This is a genomic window from Methylocaldum sp., assembly GCF_035627495.1.
Classification (GTDB): domain Bacteria; phylum Pseudomonadota; class Gammaproteobacteria; order Methylococcales; family Methylococcaceae; genus Methylocaldum.
The window spans coordinates 26,988-45,937 of record NZ_DASPLO010000175.1; the positions used below are offsets into that span (position 1 = coordinate 26,988).

General features: G+C 57.0%; 17 protein-coding genes and 1 pseudogene. 11 read left to right on the top strand and 7 right to left on the bottom strand.

The window, feature by feature from the left end:
* Nucleotides 1-319: 319 nt before the first annotated feature.
* Entirely contained in the window at nucleotides 320-580 is a 261-nt protein-coding gene (locus VEB01_RS15895; RefSeq protein WP_324877124.1) for a hypothetical protein, read from the top strand.
* A gap of 57 nt (nucleotides 581-637) precedes the next feature.
* Here the strand turns inward: VEB01_RS15895 and VEB01_RS15900 are convergent, their stop codons facing one another.
* Nucleotides 638-823: a YbdD/YjiX family protein gene (locus tag VEB01_RS15900; protein ID WP_324877126.1), complete on the bottom strand. Its 186-nt coding sequence runs from the start codon at nucleotides 821-823 to the stop codon at nucleotides 638-640.
* 104 nt (nucleotides 824-927) lie between these two features.
* Here VEB01_RS15900 and VEB01_RS15905 point away from each other — a divergent pair, with 104 nt between their 5' ends.
* Nucleotides 928-1,839 (top strand): bestrophin family protein, encoded by a 912-nt coding sequence (locus tag VEB01_RS15905; RefSeq protein WP_324877128.1) that lies wholly within the window; start codon nucleotides 928-930, stop codon nucleotides 1,837-1,839.
* A gap of 329 nt (nucleotides 1,840-2,168) precedes the next feature.
* Nucleotides 2,169-3,572: a HAMP domain-containing sensor histidine kinase gene (locus VEB01_RS15910; protein WP_324877129.1), complete on the top strand. Its 1,404-nt coding sequence runs from the start codon at nucleotides 2,169-2,171 to the stop codon at nucleotides 3,570-3,572.
* A gap of 280 nt (nucleotides 3,573-3,852) precedes the next feature.
* Here VEB01_RS15910 and VEB01_RS15915 read toward each other — a convergent pair.
* From VEB01_RS15915 to VEB01_RS15930, 4 genes and pseudogenes are all read right to left on the bottom strand, one after another.
* Nucleotides 3,853-4,023 (bottom strand): annotated as a pseudogene (locus VEB01_RS15915) (IS110 family transposase); the annotation flags it as partial.
* A gap of 100 nt (nucleotides 4,024-4,123) precedes the next feature.
* Nucleotides 4,124-5,488 (bottom strand): hypothetical protein, encoded by a 1,365-nt coding sequence (locus tag VEB01_RS15920; RefSeq protein ID WP_324877131.1) that lies wholly within the window; start codon nucleotides 5,486-5,488, stop codon nucleotides 4,124-4,126.
* 263 nt (nucleotides 5,489-5,751) lie between these two features.
* Nucleotides 5,752-6,423 carry a DUF2959 domain-containing protein gene (locus VEB01_RS15925; protein ID WP_324877133.1) on the bottom strand — a complete coding sequence of 224 codons (672 nt, stop codon included), beginning with the start codon at nucleotides 6,421-6,423 and terminating at the stop codon, nucleotides 5,752-5,754.
* A 146-nt stretch (nucleotides 6,424-6,569) separates the two neighbouring features.
* On the bottom strand, nucleotides 6,570-7,877 hold the full coding sequence (locus tag VEB01_RS15930; RefSeq protein ID WP_324877135.1) for a Ni/Fe hydrogenase subunit alpha: 1,308 nt from the start codon (nucleotides 7,875-7,877) through the stop codon (nucleotides 6,570-6,572).
* Between the two features lie 611 nt (nucleotides 7,878-8,488).
* On the opposite strand from VEB01_RS15930, the gene VEB01_RS15935 reads away from it, so the two are divergent.
* A complete protein-coding gene (locus VEB01_RS15935) occupies nucleotides 8,489-10,000 on the top strand; it encodes a MinD/ParA family protein (RefSeq protein ID WP_324877137.1) in 1,512 nt (503 codons plus the stop codon).
* 12 nt (nucleotides 10,001-10,012) lie between these two features.
* On the opposite strand, the gene VEB01_RS15940 is transcribed toward VEB01_RS15935, so the two are convergent.
* Nucleotides 10,013-11,377 carry an alkaline phosphatase family protein gene (locus tag VEB01_RS15940; protein WP_324877139.1) on the bottom strand — a complete coding sequence of 455 codons (1,365 nt, stop codon included), beginning with the start codon at nucleotides 11,375-11,377 and terminating at the stop codon, nucleotides 10,013-10,015.
* A 184-nt stretch (nucleotides 11,378-11,561) separates the two neighbouring features.
* On the opposite strand from VEB01_RS15940, the gene VEB01_RS15945 reads away from it, so the two are divergent.
* Nucleotides 11,562-12,356, top strand: coding sequence for a hypothetical protein (locus VEB01_RS15945; RefSeq protein ID WP_324877140.1), 795 nt, complete (start codon nucleotides 11,562-11,564; stop codon nucleotides 12,354-12,356).
* A gap of 5 nt (nucleotides 12,357-12,361) precedes the next feature.
* On the opposite strand, the gene VEB01_RS15950 is transcribed toward VEB01_RS15945, so the two are convergent.
* The gene (locus tag VEB01_RS15950) at nucleotides 12,362-13,300 is read right to left on the bottom strand and encodes a lysylphosphatidylglycerol synthase transmembrane domain-containing protein (RefSeq protein ID WP_324877142.1); all 939 of its coding nucleotides are present in this window, start codon (nucleotides 13,298-13,300) and stop codon (nucleotides 12,362-12,364) included.
* A gap of 86 nt (nucleotides 13,301-13,386) precedes the next feature.
* Here VEB01_RS15950 and VEB01_RS15955 point away from each other — a divergent pair, with 86 nt between their 5' ends.
* The 6 genes from VEB01_RS15955 to VEB01_RS15980 all read left to right on the top strand — a co-directional run bounded on the left by VEB01_RS15955 (nucleotide 13,387) and on the right by VEB01_RS15980 (nucleotide 18,933).
* Nucleotides 13,387-14,439, top strand: coding sequence for a DUF3080 family protein (locus VEB01_RS15955; RefSeq protein ID WP_324877144.1), 1,053 nt, complete (start codon nucleotides 13,387-13,389; stop codon nucleotides 14,437-14,439).
* A gap of 186 nt (nucleotides 14,440-14,625) precedes the next feature.
* Nucleotides 14,626-15,063, top strand: coding sequence for a GlcG/HbpS family heme-binding protein (locus tag VEB01_RS15960; RefSeq protein WP_324877146.1), 438 nt, complete (start codon nucleotides 14,626-14,628; stop codon nucleotides 15,061-15,063).
* Nucleotides 15,064-15,280: 217 nt separating this feature from the next.
* Nucleotides 15,281-16,594: a GTP cyclohydrolase II gene (gene ribA / locus VEB01_RS15965; RefSeq protein WP_324877148.1), complete on the top strand. Its 1,314-nt coding sequence runs from the start codon at nucleotides 15,281-15,283 to the stop codon at nucleotides 16,592-16,594.
* Nucleotides 16,594-17,619 carry a zinc-dependent alcohol dehydrogenase gene (locus VEB01_RS15970; protein ID WP_324877149.1) on the top strand — a complete coding sequence of 342 codons (1,026 nt, stop codon included), beginning with the start codon at nucleotides 16,594-16,596 and terminating at the stop codon, nucleotides 17,617-17,619. The genes ribA and VEB01_RS15970 overlap by 1 nt, the downstream gene beginning before the upstream one ends.
* Nucleotides 17,620-17,636: 17 nt before the next feature.
* Nucleotides 17,637-18,011: a 6-pyruvoyl trahydropterin synthase family protein gene (locus VEB01_RS15975; RefSeq protein ID WP_324877150.1), complete on the top strand. Its 375-nt coding sequence runs from the start codon at nucleotides 17,637-17,639 to the stop codon at nucleotides 18,009-18,011.
* A gap of 13 nt (nucleotides 18,012-18,024) precedes the next feature.
* On the top strand, nucleotides 18,025-18,933 hold the full coding sequence (locus VEB01_RS15980; protein WP_324877152.1) for a class I SAM-dependent methyltransferase: 909 nt from the start codon (nucleotides 18,025-18,027) through the stop codon (nucleotides 18,931-18,933).
* Nucleotides 18,934-18,950 lie beyond the last annotated feature (17 nt).

An 18,950-nucleotide genomic window follows, 5' to 3' on the forward strand; every position in this document is an offset into this window, starting at 1 on the left:
AGGCTCAATCCAGACAATTCCGACACCTCCCCGCCCCCACAAATCTCTCATAAACCCGAATTTGGCGACGCTCCCCGGCGGATCCGCCCCAGCCTCGAACCGCGGGGCTTGCTTCCATCTCTAATCAAGCAGTCGAAAGACTCCTATCGATGAATTTATGTTCACGCTTTAAAACATGCTGGAAGAGATCAGTTCGGGATTGTTACCATGAGCGCTCGGACAGATCGATGTAACAGGTTTTCGCGGGACCGCACGCTTTAGCCGAAGGCTGAGAAATCGGAGGATGACTCCTCCGCCAACCAACACAGAGGAAACCATCATGAACATTCAAGAGGAATTGGAAAAATTTCGGGACGGCTTGCTTCAGCAGCGCGACGAACTGCGAGTTCAGATCAATCTGGCGAAACTCGAAGCCCAGGAAGAGTGGAGCAAGACGGAAGAAAAACTCGAAGAGTTTAAAACTAGGCTCGCCGGAGTCGCCGACGAAGCAAAGGACGCCTCGGAAGATGTTTGGACCAGCGTCAAAATGCTCGGCGAGGAAATCAGAAGCGCCTACGAACGGATCAAGAGCCGAGTATAACGGCCGGCCCGCCTCGGCATCCCGCCCGCTACCAATCGGCGGGATGCGCTCGCCTCTCTAGCAACAGCGTTTGACGCCGCTCCAGCGCCGCTGTAGTTCGGCATCGAAAAAAGCTTTGCGGCTCAAAGGCTCCCCGCCCTCATGGGCGTGGTGGGTCCGCCAATGCTCCAGATATTTTTCATAAGCATTATCGCCGGTTATTGCCCGCAACAGATTCCAGAGCGTCTTGACCGTTTTTAGCATGAATTTCTCGCCGCCCCCTCACGATGCCGGTCGAAATCCGGCCAATTAAGCTGAAGCATTTTATAATCCGCCCCCACAGATCGTAATCCGTTTAAGAGCCCAGCGTGATTAATTACAACCCCAAATCCTGGTGGGGACTGATTTTCAAGTTCCATAAGAGCGACACCTTCAGAAGGTTGCTGCCAGCCATGATGACAGTCGCCTTATTCACCGCCCTCGTCGCCTATATCGATCGCGATCTATTGCCGAACCAGCTAAAAGGCACCGGCCTGGTCCACTCGCTCTTGGGCTTCGTGATTTCCTTGCTGCTGGTTTTTCGGACCAATACCGCTTACGAACGCTGGTGGGAAGGCAGGCGACAGTGGGGCGCCTTAGTCAACACGTCCCGCAATCTGGCGCTGAAGCTCAACGCGTTCCTTCGGGAAGATCATCGGTCCAGGTCGATCATCGCCAAGCATATCGGCGCTTATGCCACGGTGCTTAACGAGCATCTCCGCGACATCAAGCCACAGCAAGGCAGACCGATGGACGGGCACGGGCCGAATCTTATCGCCAACAGCTTGTTCAAGGAAATCGACCGTTTGCACCGCACCGGAGACCTCACCGGAGTGCATTATCTGAACCTCAATAGCGAGCTCACGCTATTGACCGATATCTGCGGCGCCTGCGAACGCATCAAAAAAACGCCGATTCCCTATTCCTATAGCCTTTTCATCAAGAAATTCATTTTCGTCTACATCATCACCATGCCGTTCTGCTTCGTGCACGAGTTCGGCTATTGGACGGTTCTGTTCAGCACTTTCGTGTTTTTCGTCCTGGCCAGCCTGGAACTGATCGCGGAAGAAATCGAAAATCCCTTCGGCGACGACGCCAACGATCTTCCCACCGATGAATTGGCGAAGACAATCGGCGGAAACGTTAACGAGATTCTGCTGGGAAAGCGGGCAGCCGTCAGCTCCAATGTGCCGAAACACGCCGCCCCCCGAGCCCGCGCGTCCGTCATGCCGGAGCATTAACGGTTTTGATGAACTCGTCCGCTTCCCCTTTCACTCCAAACTCCATCCAACTGAGTTGAGCGAGGCTCTCGAACGATGCGGTGCACTTCGTTTACCGCATCCTACGCAGGCTCACTGGAAGCCATCCGGAAGTTTCCGCCCGATATTCGCCGGCATGCCGGCTATCAACAGTAGTACGCCACCGAGGCGACACCTGCCTTGAAGTTTTTCGTTAGAAGTGCCTGTGCCCGTAACACGGGTACTTGGTACGATGGGTTGACCTTTTTACCTGTTTGGTGTCACTTTTCGTCTTTGAATTCTCCCTGCATTTACTGTTCAAGGGGTGTCCTATGGTGGTGCAAGATCGGGACTATTGGAAGAATCGGGTTTCGGTGCCTGGCGAGATGCGTGAGGTGCACAAATCCGGAAAACCCATTCGGACTAAACGGCGTCTCGCGTTCGTGGTGTTCTTCGGTTTTTGCGCCTTCTGGCTCGTGCAAAGCCATGACGGGTTCGGCGGGTTTGCCGATCGCGTTACGACCCTGCCTACTGCGCTGAAAGGTGTTCGTGCATCGCTCGAGCAGACACCGGACAAACTCCTCAAGGCCGAAAGCGACAATAAGATGGGGTCACTGGTCAACGAGTTGTCGGAAAAGAAAAAGCTGTTTTATGACCAAATCGTCGGTTTTGCGGCCGACGCTAAAGCCCGGCTGTCGATAGATGAGGCCTTTCAGGGGCTGCAGGATGCCGTGAACGGGTTCTGGCAGGACGCTTTAAGCCGGGTTGATGGAGCAGTTCGTGACCTTCCCGAGCACTCGGGAGCGGTTCGGCAGGACCTTCTGGTCAAAGGGGCCATAGTGGGCATGCTGGTGCTGATTTGCCTCGGCTTTGGTTCGGGTCTGCTGGCCGTGTTTACCAGATCGATCCGGCAACTGGATGAATCCATCCGAAGGCTGGGAGCGGGAGATTTTGGAAAACCCATCAGGGTTACTGGACCGAAAAACCTTCGGCATCTCGGCGACCGGCTCGACTGGCTGCGCGCCCGTCTGTTGGGTCGGGAAGAGTCGAAGCAACAGTTCATGAGCAAGGTCTCGAACGAATTCGAAACACCGCTTTCCGGTATTTTCGAAAGTACTGGGCTGCTCATGGCCGAGGCGGCCGGCGCGTTGAATCCGGAGCAACGCGACCTCGTGGCGCGGCTGAGCCAAGACGTTCAAAAATTGCAAAACCTGTTTGATGAGTCGCTCCACTATAACCAGGTCAAAGACAATCCATCGCCGCAACCGAAGAACGCGGTAAACATGAAGACATTGCTGGCATCCGTCATCGAAGATTATCAGGACTCCCTAAAGGCGAAGTCCCTTACCATCAAGGAGTTGGTACAACCGGTCGAGTTTTTCGGGGTTCCCGACCAAGTGCGAACGATCGTTGACAACCTGCTCTCCAACGCCATCAAGTTTTCCCCGGAAGGAGGCAAAATCCGGATCATTCTTCGTGACTTGGGAACCGGTATTCAGCTGGAGGTCGAAGATGACGGTCCCGGCATCGACGCCACCGAGCGTCCACGGATATTCGAGCCGTTTTTTCGAGGCAAGGCAGCCCAAACGATCGACACCGAAGGTGCCGGATTGGGGCTGGCGATCGTGAGCGAGTGCGTGGCCAATCACCAGGGGAAAGTCGAGAGCATCGAGCCGCGGCAGGACGAACAGGGTGCCCGCATCCGAGTTGAGCTTCCGCTGGTGGAGGCTACTTGAAGGAAGGCAGTTGTTCTTGGGGCAGCGGTGCTTACTCTTGCGTTTCTGAGCGGCTGTGCGGCATTTCAGTCGCTGCGTGACAGTAGCCGTAGGCAGAATGGGACCGGTCTTGGCGGTCGGTTTGTCGAAGACGTCGAAGCGCTGGGTCGTGATGTCGCCGGTCGGGCGGTCCAAACTTTGATTTCGGTCAGCTTATGTGGGGCGGACTAACGTACTCGCGTATTCCGCCGCGTGGGGGCGTTCCGTTTGGCGCATTACGCTAAAGCTAATGCGCCCTACACGAGCTGCCACACGCTTCCATAGCCACCAGACACGGTTCAATCTGGCGAAAGTAGCTCAGCAGGTCTTTCCGCTTCACTTGCTTCCTCAATTGGACCTGCTCATGGCTGTCTACCCCATGAACCTGAAACACGTTCTTTGCGAGATCAACCCCGATTCGTTTAAGCTTCATTGGGACTCCTCCTTCTGTTGACTGTTTGCATAGAAACTACAGTCTGGCACCTCGATGCCGTTAGGCGGGAGGAGTCCATTTCATTGCCCTACGCGAACTCTTAATCTTGCCAATGAGGACCGGGGCGGCTCTCAGTAGCAGAAGGCGGGAGAACAAGGTGGTGTTCTCTAAGTGGGCGCGGTCGGCTGGGCTTGATAGCACACCACTGAGTGGTTTCTTCGTAGTTCCAAGCCTGATCGGGTGGGCTTTCCGGTACAAAATAGTGGCAATAAATGTATTCGAGGCTCTTGGAGCCTGGGTTGAAGCGCCTTGCCGTTGCCAAGATTTTTTCGTGGCGCGCCTTCTCTACTCGATCCCCTTCAACAGCCTCGAAGCCGATATGAACAATACTTGGTACGTTATCGGGAAGTTGCTCGGTTGCTTCGGATAGCTTATTTAAAATATCGCGCGCTCTTCCTTTAATTGATGCAGGAGACATGCTTTCCCAACGAAGCAGAATGGCGAGGGAGCAATCGTTTATATACCGTGGGTTTTCGGCGGGTTCTATTTTCAATGTTGAAATGTAGCTCGCATTACGCATGTACTGACCTGTCAGCAATTCAAATACCTTCGAACTACCTCCAAGAACATACTCGTTAGTTAATACTGTCCTTAGCGGACTTAGATCTAGATTTCTGATTAAACCATTCCCAATCTCATCATTCCATGAGAACGACGAGAGAGAAGACTCCAGCCACTGCTTGGCTTTCCTCGTGAGATAGTCGGCGGGTACTGCATCAATCTCTACTGTGAAATGCACATCACAAAATACGCTTTTCTCTTCACGTCTGAAAAAGGCAGCACTAGGTCCCCAAAGCTTTCGCATCCGAGTGCGTTCACGCTCTCCATACTCTCCTGTTTCCATCCGTTTGCACTCGACAGCCCAGATTTGGCCGTCAAGTTCGATATTCATGTCGTGCGTTCGTTTTTTACCAGGTTTCTCTTCTACGAACTCAACTTTGGCACCACACCGGCGGTAAGCTGCTGCCACGAGCAGTTCAAAAAGGCAACCGTTGGGCTGCCGCCTGTCTGCCCCTACCATTTTGCAGACTCTTGCGTTGAGGCCCGGTATCGATTCCAGCAGTGGTAAGTCACGGCCTATCGCCATGAGTAGTGGCACCACGCGGGAGCCGAAAACTGGCTCGTAGTTCCAAAAGTGATCAAGGCATGCCTCGGCAAGGAATAGATACCATCCAAAGGTATCATTTTCCGAAAAAATGCGTCCCTTGCCAGTCGGATCATTAAGCAGCCCAATTGCTGCTGCATAGAGCCTTCTGGTTGCCACTTCGCGCCGCTTGATCCAATCCTTTTCAGACATAAACGATTTCAGCCAATTGACTGCCCGACGCAGCTCGGGGTGATTGGGCCAACGTTCGTCTCGATTAGGCAGCGGATCGAAAAAATCGTTGGGAATTTCGAAATTCATGTATTTCTCAAAAAAGACGGCATTGTAAGGACCAAACTGTTGTTATTTGATTTCGGCTTTTTCCGTTTCAGTTGCGCGTCCGGCAAGGCGCTCGGTTTCACGGTCAAGGTATCAATGAGAAAGGCGCGCTATGAGACGTTCCGGCTTTCGCCATAGAGCCATTGCAGCCCGAGAACGGCCGTTTTTGAAGGAATAATGGGTTTTTACTGTCGGGTGCACGCGGATGCCTTCGAAGATACTGCCACGGGTATCAAAGAGGTTCGTTAGACGGGGCCGCCGACCGACTTGATAAACTCGTCCGCCTCCCGGATCGAGACTTCCATAGATTTGATCAGCGCCGAAATGTCGGTTTGAAGACTGTCGAGTTCGCCCCGCAGCGAGGCGATGGCCTGGGCGTTGAGGTTGTGCTTCAGGAACAGGACTTGGTCGCGGAACGTCAGCAATACGGGGTCCATCTTGGACTCGGCGCGCTTCATGGTGGCGATGAGTTGATCGTAGCGCTGGCGCGTCGCCTTGAGCTTTTGCTGACTGCTGCGCTTGAGCGACGGATTCTGGTATTGGGACAGTTCGTTCTCCCATTCGTCGAACAAGGCTTCCGAAACATCCTCGATGTCGTCGATTCGCTTCCGAACCTCATCCGCCTTGGATTGGCTCCGCTCGAACTCCGAATTAAGTTCCTGGTATTTCTCTTCCAGGTTGCCGCCCTTGAATCCCGTAAGCGCGGTAAATCGCTCCAGCGCACTTTTGAATTGGGTCTTGGCTTCTTCCTGGCTGTCGCGCGCCTTTTCGACGCGGTGCACGAGAATGTCGCGCTTGTGAAAACCCAATGATTCCGCCGCTCGGTAATAGGCGGAGGAACAACCGGCTAGGCCGATGACAAAAAGCAGAAGCAGAACCAGATTCTGTCTTGCGACAAGCCGCGCATAAGTGGCCATATGAAGCATCTCTCAAGAGGAGCGGAAAATCCGTCCGAAGCATCCGATTTCGAGCACGATAGTACGAGTTTCCACCTGCGGCAAACAAGGCGCTCCGACCACTCGTCTACTGAGGAGACCGCCCGGGCCGACGTTCGTTAGGGTCGTCAAGTCCGAACCGCATGCAGCTTGAGAAAATCAGTCGAACATGCGGTACAGGGATCGTAGTTGCGGATCACCTTCTCCCCGCAAAGCCGTAAGTCCGCATCGCTCCGTTCCGGACCGAACGATTGCAGCGCCCCGTAAAGATCCTCCTCGATACGCGCCTGATTATGCATGGCCGGGGGGACGATGCGGGCGCGAATCACACGGCCCAGGACATCGAGGTCGTAACGGTGCCAGAGGATGCCCTGGGGCGCTTCGGTACAGCCAAATCCGCTCCCGGCATGGGCTTGGACTCCAACGTACGACATTTGCGGCTCGTAGCCGTCCAGCAGGCGAATGGCATCGGTGATCGCAAAATGCACTTCCACGGCGCGCGCCACGATGCTGTGGAACATGTTTCGGCTGGGAAAACCGATGCCGGTTTTGCGCAATGCCTCAGCCACGGGATCGGGCAACCGGTCCTGGTTCAAATTAAGGCGAGCCAAAGGTCCTACGAGATAGGGTTTTCCATCGAACAATGAATAACCTGCCCCGGGCGGGTTTTGATGCGCCTGAAAATGCCTCTCGAACCGCTCGGCAGCGATGTTCAACCCGGTGCTGGAAACGATGTTGCCGGCGCACATCGCATATTCTTCCGGATGCCGCAGGGCCACGTTGACGAAAGCTTGCTCGCTGCGAGGCAGATCGATGGCTCCTGTCCAGGCCACCAGTGCTTCCGCGTCCGGCAAGGCTGCGCGCAATCGCTCGACCAACTGCCTAACCTGAGCCTTGGACGGCACATGGTGAAATCCGCCGACCCGGACTCCGGCAGAGCGGGAGGATGATGCATGAAACAGCCGGATCAACTCGCTGCCCAGGTTTTGCAGACGCAAGCCGCGGCGCGCTTCGTCGGGAAAATCCCGGGACATTTCCGCTAGGCTCGGAAAGCCCAGAAAATCCGGCGCGGCCAGCAAGTGGATATGCAGCGCATGACTCGCGATCCACTCTCCGCAGCACATGACCCGCCGCATGGCCTGAATCCAAGGTGTCGGCCGACAGTCCAATGCCGCCTCCAGACCCTGCACGGCGCTCACTTGATAGGCCACCGGACCGGTCCCGCAGATACGCGCCACCACGTCAGGTACTTCGAAGCATTCCCGGCCTTCAAGAAATGCTGCGAGCAACCGGGATTGCTCGGAGATATGGAGCGTAAGGTTTTCGATCCGCCCGTTGTCGATGCGCAAGTCCAAGACAGCATCCCCCTCGAGACGCGCCGGCCCGGGAAAACCAGTCTTAGTTGCCTGTTGTTCGGTCATGAAGTCGGTTGCCATCGTTTTCCTACCTCGTAGAAAAACGAGGGCATTACTATTGATATAGAAGGATCGGGGCAGAGCTGCCCCTTTCGGCCGGATTGGCCTCCCCGCAAGTCATTTCCCGAAAAAGCAACGCGGCGAGCCTTCCGTGTAGGGGACCACATGCTCGGGAGACTTCGACGAACTGACCGCGACCGCCGCAAGCATCGTCGGTGGCCAGGGAAGTTTTGCGAATCTCAAGTTGCGGTCGGAAGCGCTTCGAAGCCAGGGTGCCGTGATCGTTCACCGCCGGACCATCCCATCGATACTCGGAGGACTTGGGTACGGTAAAAGATTGGAAAAACGCTTCCTTGACAAAAGCAGGGGCATATAGGCCATGTCACGCTCCTTGTAACGTCCATAAATGTATTCGTTCCCCTCGTCGAACGGGTAGCGACAGACGGAAACCCCTCCCAAGGCATTCCGCAGCCGCGCCGAACTAGGTTACTACTGCCGGTCTGCCTTGCAAAGAACGAGTTTCGAAAACCGCCGCGCGGCTTTGAGATCATCGCACCGGGCTTCATCCACAGCTACACTTTTACTGATTCCTTCACCTCGACCAGACAACCAAAACATAGGGTCCTGCAATCATGGCTCGTGTTATTGCGATCACCAGCGGCAAAGGCGGCGTCGGCAAAAGCAATCTCGCCGTCAACCTGGCCTGCGCGCTTTCCGATCGGGCGGAAAAAACCTGCCTGTTCGACGCGGATACCGGCCTCGCCAATGTTAACGTACTGTTGGGCGTACGTCCCGAACTCACGCTCGCCGACTGCCTGGAAGGACAAAGGCTCCTGGACGACGTCATCTTCCGGTACCGCGAGAATTTCGACATCATTCCCGCCGCGTCCGGCATCGCGCAGTGCGCCAATCTGGAGCCGGAACAACGGAGCCGGCTGATCCGCGGCCTCGCCGACCTGGACTCCCGCTACGACTATATCCTGATCGACACGGCGGCCGGCGTGGAAAACAACGTGCAGGATTTCTTGCTGGCGGCAGGCACCGCGATTCTGGTGATCACGCCCGAGCCTACGTCGCTTACCGACGCCTTCTCGCTGATCAAGATCCTGAGAAACCGAGGGGCTGATATCAATTATCACGTGCTGGTCAATATGTCCAAGGACCGGGCTGGCAGTCTGGAGGTATTCAACCGCTTCCAAGCCGCGGTAAAGAACTATCTGAGCCTGGACGTCCATTATCTCGGCTACGTGCCGCTCGACGAGGCTTTGCTGGACGCCGTGAGCTTGCAGGCTCCCGTGGCGCAAACCCATCCGGGCGCGCCGGCAAGCCTAGCCATCAAACAGATGGCGGAAGTCGTTCTGGAACGGCTGCCCGCCGTGGCGGAAGCATCGAATTTCAGCCGCTACTGGAATACGGTGGAGAACAAGCGATCCAGGCAGACGCTCGAACCGCTGACGGTGGACGCCGACGCGCCCGAGGATTCCCCCGGCGGAACTTACGATTCGCCCTCAAGCGAAATGCATTCGGCACTGCCCAAACGCGCCGGGTTCACTCCGGCGTTGACGCGGGAATCCATAGAATCCCAGATCGAGACGTATATCAAACGGTTTAGCGCGTTTCCCTTTGATACGATTCAAGCGCTCTACCGTGATCTCGAAATCAAGGGATTCCCCGAAAACGACTTGAAAGAAATCTGCGGGACCCTCGAAACCATTTACGAACGCTGCCACGAACGGCCGATCAAGAGTCCCGACAGCACAATCGTTCAGTTGCTGGCGAACGTTCGCGAATCGGATGAAAAGATCCGCCAGCTTACGGAATTTCTCAGATCCAGCTACGAGAGACAGTTCGACCGCAGGTTGATCGATCCCTTGGTCGAACTGGAACGCTGGATTTCCGAGGACGATTTCACCGAGGCGGATTTCGTGCGCTTGCTCGAAGAAGCCAGAGGCTGGTTCCACGTCCGTTTCGGGAAACCCTACGAGGACGAAAAAGACCGCTTGATCAAGGAACTCAGAACCGAAATCGATTCCATGGGCGAGCGGGAAGCGGTGTTGCAGACCAGCGCCGAGTCCTTGATGGAAGCCTTGCGATCGCTTCGGGATTCCAAAATGCGCCTGGACGAGCTGGCGCAGCGCCAATAGGGCTTAACGCGATCACAAATCCAGCGCATTCGATAAGTCGTTGGCTTTGGCGTCCCTCTCGCCCAACGGCTCCAAGTTGAACCGGGTCTCGATGAATTTCAGGATGGACGTGCCGTCATAAGGCGTGTGATCGACATGGCCGCGCTTGGCGAACGGGGAAATGACGATGGTCGGAACCCGATTGCCCGGTCCCCAGCGGTCGCCCGGAGGCGGCGGCACATGGTCCCAAAACCCGCCGTATTCGTCGTATGTGACGATGATCACGCTATTCGGCCACAACTGGCTCTGTTCGATCTTACGAATCACCGCCGCCGCCTGAGTCTCCCCTGCCAGAAGATCCGCGTAGCCGGGATGCTCGCTGTGGGCTCCGATGGGTTTGTAGAACGAAACGGCCGGTAACGTCCCTTTTTCAATGGCCTTCAGAAAGTCCGACTCATCCTTGAGATGCCTGGCCCTTTCGCGACTTTCTGGGGCGTAGCGCTTGAAATACGCGAACGGCTGATGATGGTACTGGAAGCTTTTATCGGCGTGCCCGGCAATCGCGTCGTTCCAACCGCCCGAATACCACGCCCATGAAATCTTTTTCTCCGACAAGCGGTCGCCGATAGTGGGCAAGGTTTGCGGCGGCAAAAGCCGGCGCGGATCGGTGATCGCGGGATTGTGGGGAATCTGGATCGACTGAATGGTGTTGACTGCGTAACCGTCGGGCGTGAAGACCCCATCTTTGATCAACTCGCCTTTTTCGTTCAAAACAGCGGTCAGTTCGACAGGTGGGTTATCGTGGTGCGGTGTACAGGCGCAAATCAGCCAAAAATGATTCAGCAGCGACCCGCCGAAGGCCGCCTGAAAGAAACGATCCGCCAGCGTGTATTTCTTCGCATATTCCCACAATGGAAGCTTACGGCCGTCGTAATAGCCCATGGTCAAACCGCCGGCATCCGATATAGCCGCGAAGCGGTCCATGCGCCCGCCGTTGATTTGGGCCTGGTGTTGATAAAACCGATGCATGGGATCGCCGATTTTTTGATCGATCGGAACATACTGACTGATCTCGAACGGGCGATTCGGCAAATCCGACGGAAAGCGTTCGTCGAGAACGGCCGGCTTCTTCTCGGTATTCATGACCCTGGGCAAGCCGGCGTAAGTCCGACCTTGCCGATCGGCCTGCCGCGTTGTGTCCGCCGGCGCACTCGCCAATCCTTCCGCCCCCGGAAACAACCCGTAGAGATTGTCGAAGCTGTGGTTCTCCAAATAGATCACCACAATGTGGCGAATCCTGTCCAAGCCTGGGTTTCGGCTGGAATTAGCCGGAGCCGACAAAGGCGTCGACAAGATTAAAACAATGAGGAGCGTCGTCAGACAGGATCGTTTTTTCATGGCGGGCGTTCAAAAGACTTAAAGGCGCATCGCTAGCGCCAAGCGAGCTTAACTACGGGAATGGTGTTGTCAAATTCTTAACCGATTATTCTACTCACCGCATTGTTACCGTCGCATGACAAATCCGCTCATGGACCATGATGCTTGAGCCAAATCGCTTCGCGGCGGCGCAAAATCGGAAAAAATGGTTATCGAAAATAGCAAGGAGCCTATTCAGCCCGTGATCCTTATGGGCGCGAGCAATCTTGCACGGGCCTTTCCCTTGGTCGTGAATGGCTTGCGAGCGGGATTGAGAGAACCGTTGGCCGTGCTGGCGGCATTCGGGCACGGTCGGTCCTATGGGCTCTGGAGCCAAATGCTGGGCCGGACGCTTCCCGGCATCGCCGAGTGCGGGCTGTGGGCGGCTTTGCGGAAACACGGCCCGGACAGCCTTCCGCCACTCGCCGCCGTTATCGATATCGGCAACGATCTGGTTTACGGCGTCACCGTTCCCCAACTGCTCGCTTGGGTCGATGCGTGCCTGGATCGGCTTGCCCAACAGCGCGGTGAAATCGCCCTGATGTCCCTGCCGCTTGCGAGCATCGAACGGCTGCCGCCGTGGAAATTCGAATTGTTGCGCAGAACTTATTTCCCGATGCACGAAATCGCGTGGCCGGTGCTGTACGACCGGGTAAGCCGCTTCCAGGACGAAATGCGGCTGCTCGCGAAGGCTTACGGCATCGGATTGATTGAGCCGCCGGCGGCTTGGTACGGCTTCGATCCGATTCATATGCTCCGCCGGCGACAACCGGACGTCTGGCGCGAGCTGTTTTCGGAGTGGCCGGTATGGGACCGCTCCGCCCCCATCGCGTATCCGTCCTTGAGGGAGTCGGTACGCCTACGCGCCCTTCGTCCCGCCGAGCGGTACGTGTTCGGCTATCGGCAGACCACCCCGCAGCCCGTTTTGAAGCAAGACCGATTCACCCTGTCCATGTATTGAGGACGCTATCCGCTCGGGGCGGAAACCGTTGCCCGGCGTCGCACCAGCAGGAGCAATAGCGCACCCGGCAACGCCGTCAACAAATGCAAGGCTCCAAAGACCAGCGACACGGCAAGGCTTTGCTCGGGCGTCAATCCGGCGGGAGCGAGCAAAAACACCGCGGCCGCCTCCCGCTTGCCCCAGTCCGAAACCAAACCCGGCAGCGAGCTGACGCCCAGCAATAACAGCGGCCCCAGCACAAACACGGTCAGCGAGTCGGCAGAGATACCCAATCCGATGGCCGCCAGAGCGAAATTCATGGCCAACAGAATCTGAATCAGCAAGGACAGCCCATAATGCCGCGGTGACCGCAACGGATTACAAACCGCAAGAACAACCCCCGTGTGCAAACGCGCCATCGGCCAGAATCGCCGGAAAACGAGCGCGGCCACGCTCACCGATGCGAGCAGGATCAAAGCGAACAACGCGATTTGAAACCCGGGAAACTCGCGATATAACCGCAGGTAAACCGGCGTCAATCCGACGACCATGAGCAGCAGAACGGCCTTCCCGGACAATCGGTCAAGGACCTGGCCGACAACTAGCTGCCAGGTTTCCGCGGAGCCCCGCATCAGCTGAAACCGCGCCAACTCGCCGACCACTAGCGGCGGACCGCACTCGCTGACGCTCTGGCTGATCCAAAGGACGCGGATAAAGTCCTTGAACGGAGCCTCTACCCCCAAAGCGCGGCTTATGTACCACCAGCGCAGGGCGAACACGGCGATCGAGAGCAGGAAGATCGCGACGATTGCGATGCCCGCCGCGGGATCGAAGCGGCTTAGATGCGCCAGCAGCGAAGAGCGGTCTATCTTGGCAAAAATGAAGGCCAGCACCGCCAGCATTAACACAAAACGCACACTCCGGCGATTAAGCCACACTCCCGATTTCAGGAGAACTTGTTTCACTGCTTTAATGCCTTATGTATATGAAGACTATCGTCGGTTCGGGCGCCGCGGGATCGCACCCCGGATCTAGCTTTAGAGCATCTTTCATGAGGTTTATCGTCATCGTACTCGTACTCGGATTGGCGGGTTGCGGCGGCGATTCGCCGGAAGCGATGTTCGAAAATTACCTCGAACGCCTCGCGAACGTGACCGAGATCAAGATTGACGAAGCGGCCGCGCCGCCCGCCGTTCCACCCTATCCGCGGGCGCGGGATATCGTGCTCCCGGTCGATGATATCCGAATCGGCGTCATCACTTACCTGGAAATGACCCGATGCGGGCTGATCGGCGAGATCAGCGGGCGAAACAGCTCGCTTGGGCGAGTACAACGCGAGACCGGCCGTTTCCTCTATGAACTGAATGTGTTCCGCAAGCTCTCCGAGTGCGAAGCGGAACTTCAGAGCTCGGAAGAGGACCAAGATTTCGATCGCAAAATAAAGTCCATCCGGCAAGCCAAAGCCGAAAATTTACCCAAGGCATTTTGGAACGCCACTTTCGCGGCCAAGGAATTCCGTGTCTTCATGGATACGGCAACGAACCCGCTGCAACGGGACGAAAAAATCTCGGCGGCCCGCTTCGAAAGGCCGATTCGGTATCTCGCCTCGCTTGGCTCGAAACTCGAGGAAGCGCCGTCGATTCCCCCGAATGAATTCGAGCAGCGCTACTTCGAGCTCCAAGCGGACAAAACCGGCGGCAAAATCGTCCGTGCCCTGAGCCTTAGCGGGTTTTATCTGGATCGGGTCGCCCGGCTTCTGGAACAGGCCGCATCGACCGGCCGAATTTGCCCGATGGGCAAAAAAACCCGGCAGGCCGAGTATCTGTTCAATGTGTTCGTCAAGTTCTACGCGGGTGAAGTGCAGCCTTACATCAGCCGGCTTCATCAAACGGCCTCGCCATTGCTCGAAAGCATGAGGTATTTGAAAGAAAACCAAAGGGTCGAGATTCCGCCCGTCTTCGAGAGCTATTACGCCGTCATCCTTGATCCCGGAAATGATCAAGGTCTCTGGCACCACTTTAACGCCGCGCTGCAACGCCACACCCGCGCCTGGCAGTCGATATTAAAACCCTGCGGAATGATGCCGGGCGGCCCGGCGACCTAAAAACGCCATCAATGCGGGGAGCGCTGCCGGTTCTTCGGGATTTAAAGAAAACAATCATGCCTGAAGCCGAATGACATGTCGGAAAAGACGGATAAAATTGCTCAGGCTGAGAGCGAGGTGGGACGGAAACCCGCTTCTCGGTATTACCGCAATCCAACTTTTATTTGGACAAAATAAGGAAAATGCATGAGCACTCTGACACTCGACATCGCCAATGCCATTATCGACGGCGCCTTTAGAAAGGCGCGGGACTTAGGACTGGCGCCGCTGGCCGTGGCGGTTTTGGATGATGGCGGTCACTTGAAAACGATGCAGCGACAGGACGGCGCGTCTTTCATGCGGAGCTCCATCGCTTTGGCCAAGGCCTGGGGAGCCATCGGGATGGGCGTGTCGTCGCGGGAATTGGGCAAGATGGCGAAAGAGCGCCCTTATTTCATGACGGCTTTGGGCGAGGTGGCGGATGGCCGGCTCATGCCGGTTCCCGGCGGCGTGCTGATCCGCTCGGCGGACGATCGGATCATGGGTGCGGTCGGAATCAGCGGCGACTTGTCGGATCTCGACGAGAGCTGCGCGATCGCCGGAATCGATGCCGTTGGCCTGATCCCGGATTACGGGAAGAAATAACGATACACCGGCACTCCCCTTTCTAATTCGGCAGGGAAGCCATCGACGGGCCTATCCCGGATTCTTCGACGCAGCACGGGATAGGCTCCGTCGAAGTGCCCCTACTTTCCAGGCAAGACGACCGAGCTCGCCCTACAAAACTCATTCGGTATCGACTCGGCGACATTGGTGTTTATACTGTTCGTCTTTTTCACCGCGAAATTCCAAAAAACCTGTAGTGAAGAATCTCGTCAAGACTCGAATTCCGACCGGCTACGGCGAATTCACGCTTTATCTTTACACCGAGCACGGCAAGGAACATCTTGCCCTGGTGAAATCGGACGTAAACGGTGAGACCGGCGTTCCCGTTCGGATTCATTCGGAATGTCTGACTGGCGACGTGTTTGGATCGCGGCGCTGCGATTGCGGGGATCAGCTCAAGCACACGCTCCAGTACCTCGGGCGCTCCCGCTGCGGCGTATTGCTTTATCTCCGCCAGGAAGGACGCGGCATCGGCCTTCGCAAAAAGCTGGAGGCCTATAATCTTCAGGATCACGGCCTCGACACGGTGGAGGCCAATATCAGCCTCGGCCATCAGCCCGACGAGCGGCATTACGGCGTCGCCGCCTTGATGCTCAAAGATTTGGGCGTCCGTTCGATCCGGCTTATTACCAACAATCCCCGGAAAGTCGATGAGCTTACCGAGCACGGCATCGACGTCGAGGCACGCGTACCCATCGAGGTCGGCCATCACCACGACAACCTGGGTTATCTCCGCTCCAAGGCCGAGAAACTGGCTCATTTGCTGACGTTCCGGGAAAGAACGCCGTTCCACCACGATCTGGCCTTCATCAGGCCTTTGGTCGATCAGCTCTCACTGACCCACCCCCCGGCGGACGTCGGCCCCTTCGTCACCCTGACTTACGCCCAGAGCATCGACGGCAGCATTGCCGTCGACGCCCAAGTCCCTTATGCTCTGAGCTCCAGGCAGTCGCTGACGCTCACGCATTTTCTGAGGGCGCACCACGACGCGCTGCTGGTCGGGGTTAACACGATACTCAGCGACGATCCCCAGCTGAATGTCCGTTACTATGAGGGCGAAGACCCGCAGCCCGTCATTCTCGACAGCAGCCTGCGTACGCCGCCGGACTGCCGCGTTCTGAAGCAGTCGAAAAAACCGCCTATCATTGTGACCACCGGCGAATCGGACCCGGGCAAACGGGATGCGCTCTTAGCGTCCGGCGCGCAGATTGTCGTAGTCGGAACGGGCGAGGACGGCTGCGTCGACTTGAAAGAAACCCTGACGAAACTTCGCCAACTCGGCATCCGCACCCTCATGGTTGAAGGGGGATCGAAGATCATTGGCACCTTTCTCAAACATCACTTAGTGAATTATTGCGTGATTACAATAACACCAAAAATAATTGGCGGACTCAAAGCCATCGACGATCTATGCCGCTCCGGCGAGCAAATGCCTTTAACCATAACGGACTGCCAGTACCATATTCTGGGTTCGGATATCATCGCCTTCGGCCCCATCGGTTACCTCTGATGCGAGTGCAAGCCGTTTATCACGTGGCCCCCAAGTCGGTGGCGGTGCAGGATACCGATGTGCCTTCCCCTCGGTCCGGGGAATTATTGGTCAAAGCCCTGTGCTCGGCCATCAGCCCCGGCACCGAATCCTTGATTTTCCGGGGCGAGATTCCCGCGGAACTGCCCCAGGACACGAGCATCGGGAGCCTGCAAAGAGACTTCAGCTATCCGTTCCGGTACGGCTACTCCCTGGTCGGGGAGGTCGCCGCCGTGGGCTCGGACGAAGACCGGGAGTGGCTGGGCCGCCGGGTTTTCGCCTATCACCCCCATCAAAACTACGCCATCGTCGATAAGAGGGATTGCCAAATCCTGCCGGAAGGCGTTCCGGCGGAACGCGCCTTGTTTCTCGCCAACATGGAATCGGCGCTGAACCTGGTTTTCGATACGGCGCCGCTGCCCGGAGAGCGGATCATGGTGTTCGGGCAAGGCATCGTCGGGCTGCTCACCACCGCGGTCCTCAGCCGTTTCCCGCTGGGAGAACTGATCACGGCCGATCCCCTCGACTTCCGTCGGCAAAAATCCACGGAGATGGGCGCGGCCTTGTCCATCAATCCGAACGTCAAGCGGGAAGTCGCAGCCCTTAAAGACTGTCTTTTCTACGACGGCGCAGACGGACTGGATGCCGCCATCGAAATCTCGGGGAACGTCACCGCTCTGAACCAGGCCATCGAGCTGACCGGTTTCGCCGGACGCATCGTGATCGGTTCATGGTATGGCCAAAGCACGACGCCGCTCGATCTCGGCAGCCATTTTCACCGGCAGAGGATTCGATTGATTTCGAGCCAGGTGAGCACGATCAATCCGCTGCTCTCCGGCCGCTGGAGCAAGAAACGCCGGATCGACCTCGCCTGGGAGTGGCTGGCGGAAATTCGCGCGGAGCGATTGATCACTCATCATTTCCCACCCGGTGCCTGCCAGGAGGCTTTCGAGCTGGTCGACAGCAAACGGGCGGGCGTGTTGCAGCCGGTTTTCGAGTACACCTGACGATTCGAGGAATAGCGATGTACCAGCTTGCCATCACCCGCGACTTCATCGCCCGCCATTTCCTGATCGGCGGGGATTGGGGCGACGAGAACCACGAGCACAGCCACCACTATAAGGCGGAAGTGCTGATCGAAGGCCTGCAGCTCGACCGGCACGGCTATCTGATCGACATCGTGGATCTGGAGCAAGCAACGATGGCGCTGATCGGGGAGTTCAAGGATTGCGTCCTCAACGATCTGGAGGCTTTTCGCGGCCTCAATCCCAGCCTCGAACACTTCGCCCGCATCTTCTGGGAACTGCTCAGGGACAGACTGACGCTGCGCGGCGTAAAGATGACGATCAAGCTGTGGGAGAACGACCGGGATTGGGCGGCTTTCGGCAGTTCGCTTTAGAACCCCGAAGGCCGTGGACATCCATTTCCACGACTATCTCGAAGCCAAATTCGCGCTCGACGAGCGCAGCCTGAACCCCGACGTCAAAACCGAGTTTGCCCGATGGGTGTCCGGCCAACCGCGCGTGACCTGCCTCGACCTCGGCACCGGCACCGGCGCTTCCGTGCGGCGGCTGCTGAATTTGGTCACCGAAGCCGATTTGCACATCACCGCCGTGGATCGGGACCCGACGCTTTTAGGGATCGCCCAAGAAAGGATGGCTGATTTGCTTCGGCATAGAGGCTTCGATGTCTCGGCGGAGCCGACCGGCATCCGTGCCCGGCAAAGTAGCCATGAAATTTCGATAGATTTCGTGTGCAGCGACTTACAGCACTTCGCGCCGAATCAAGCCCCGGCATCTTTCGATGCGGTCATCACCCACGCGGTGATGGATCTTCTGCCCCTAAGGACCATGGCCGAACGGATAGCACGCTGGCTGCGGCCGAAGGGACTGTTTTACAGCACCATCAATTACGACGGCGAGACCGCACTGTTTCCGGTCTACCGCGATGAAGATTTCGAAAGCCGCATCCTTGCCCTGTACGACACCTCGATGGAAGAGCGCAGGGTATGGGACGAAAACAGCGGCGGCGCACGCTCCGGAAGACGGCTGCACCGCATCCTCGGCGAAACCGGCTTTGAACCGATCGCCTACGGCAGCTCCGACTGGAACATTACCCCGCTCCGCCGCACCTATTATCGCGACCGCGATGCCGTTTGCCTCACCGCCTTGCTGAACATGATCCGGGACGAAGCCATCCAATCCGGGCAATTCCCGAAGGAAGCGCTCGACCAATGGCACCGGGAGCGCTCCGAGCGCTTGGAAACCCGAGAGCTCGGCTTGATCATTCATCAGATCGATGTACTAGCCGAGAAGGTTTGATTCAACGGCATCGGCGG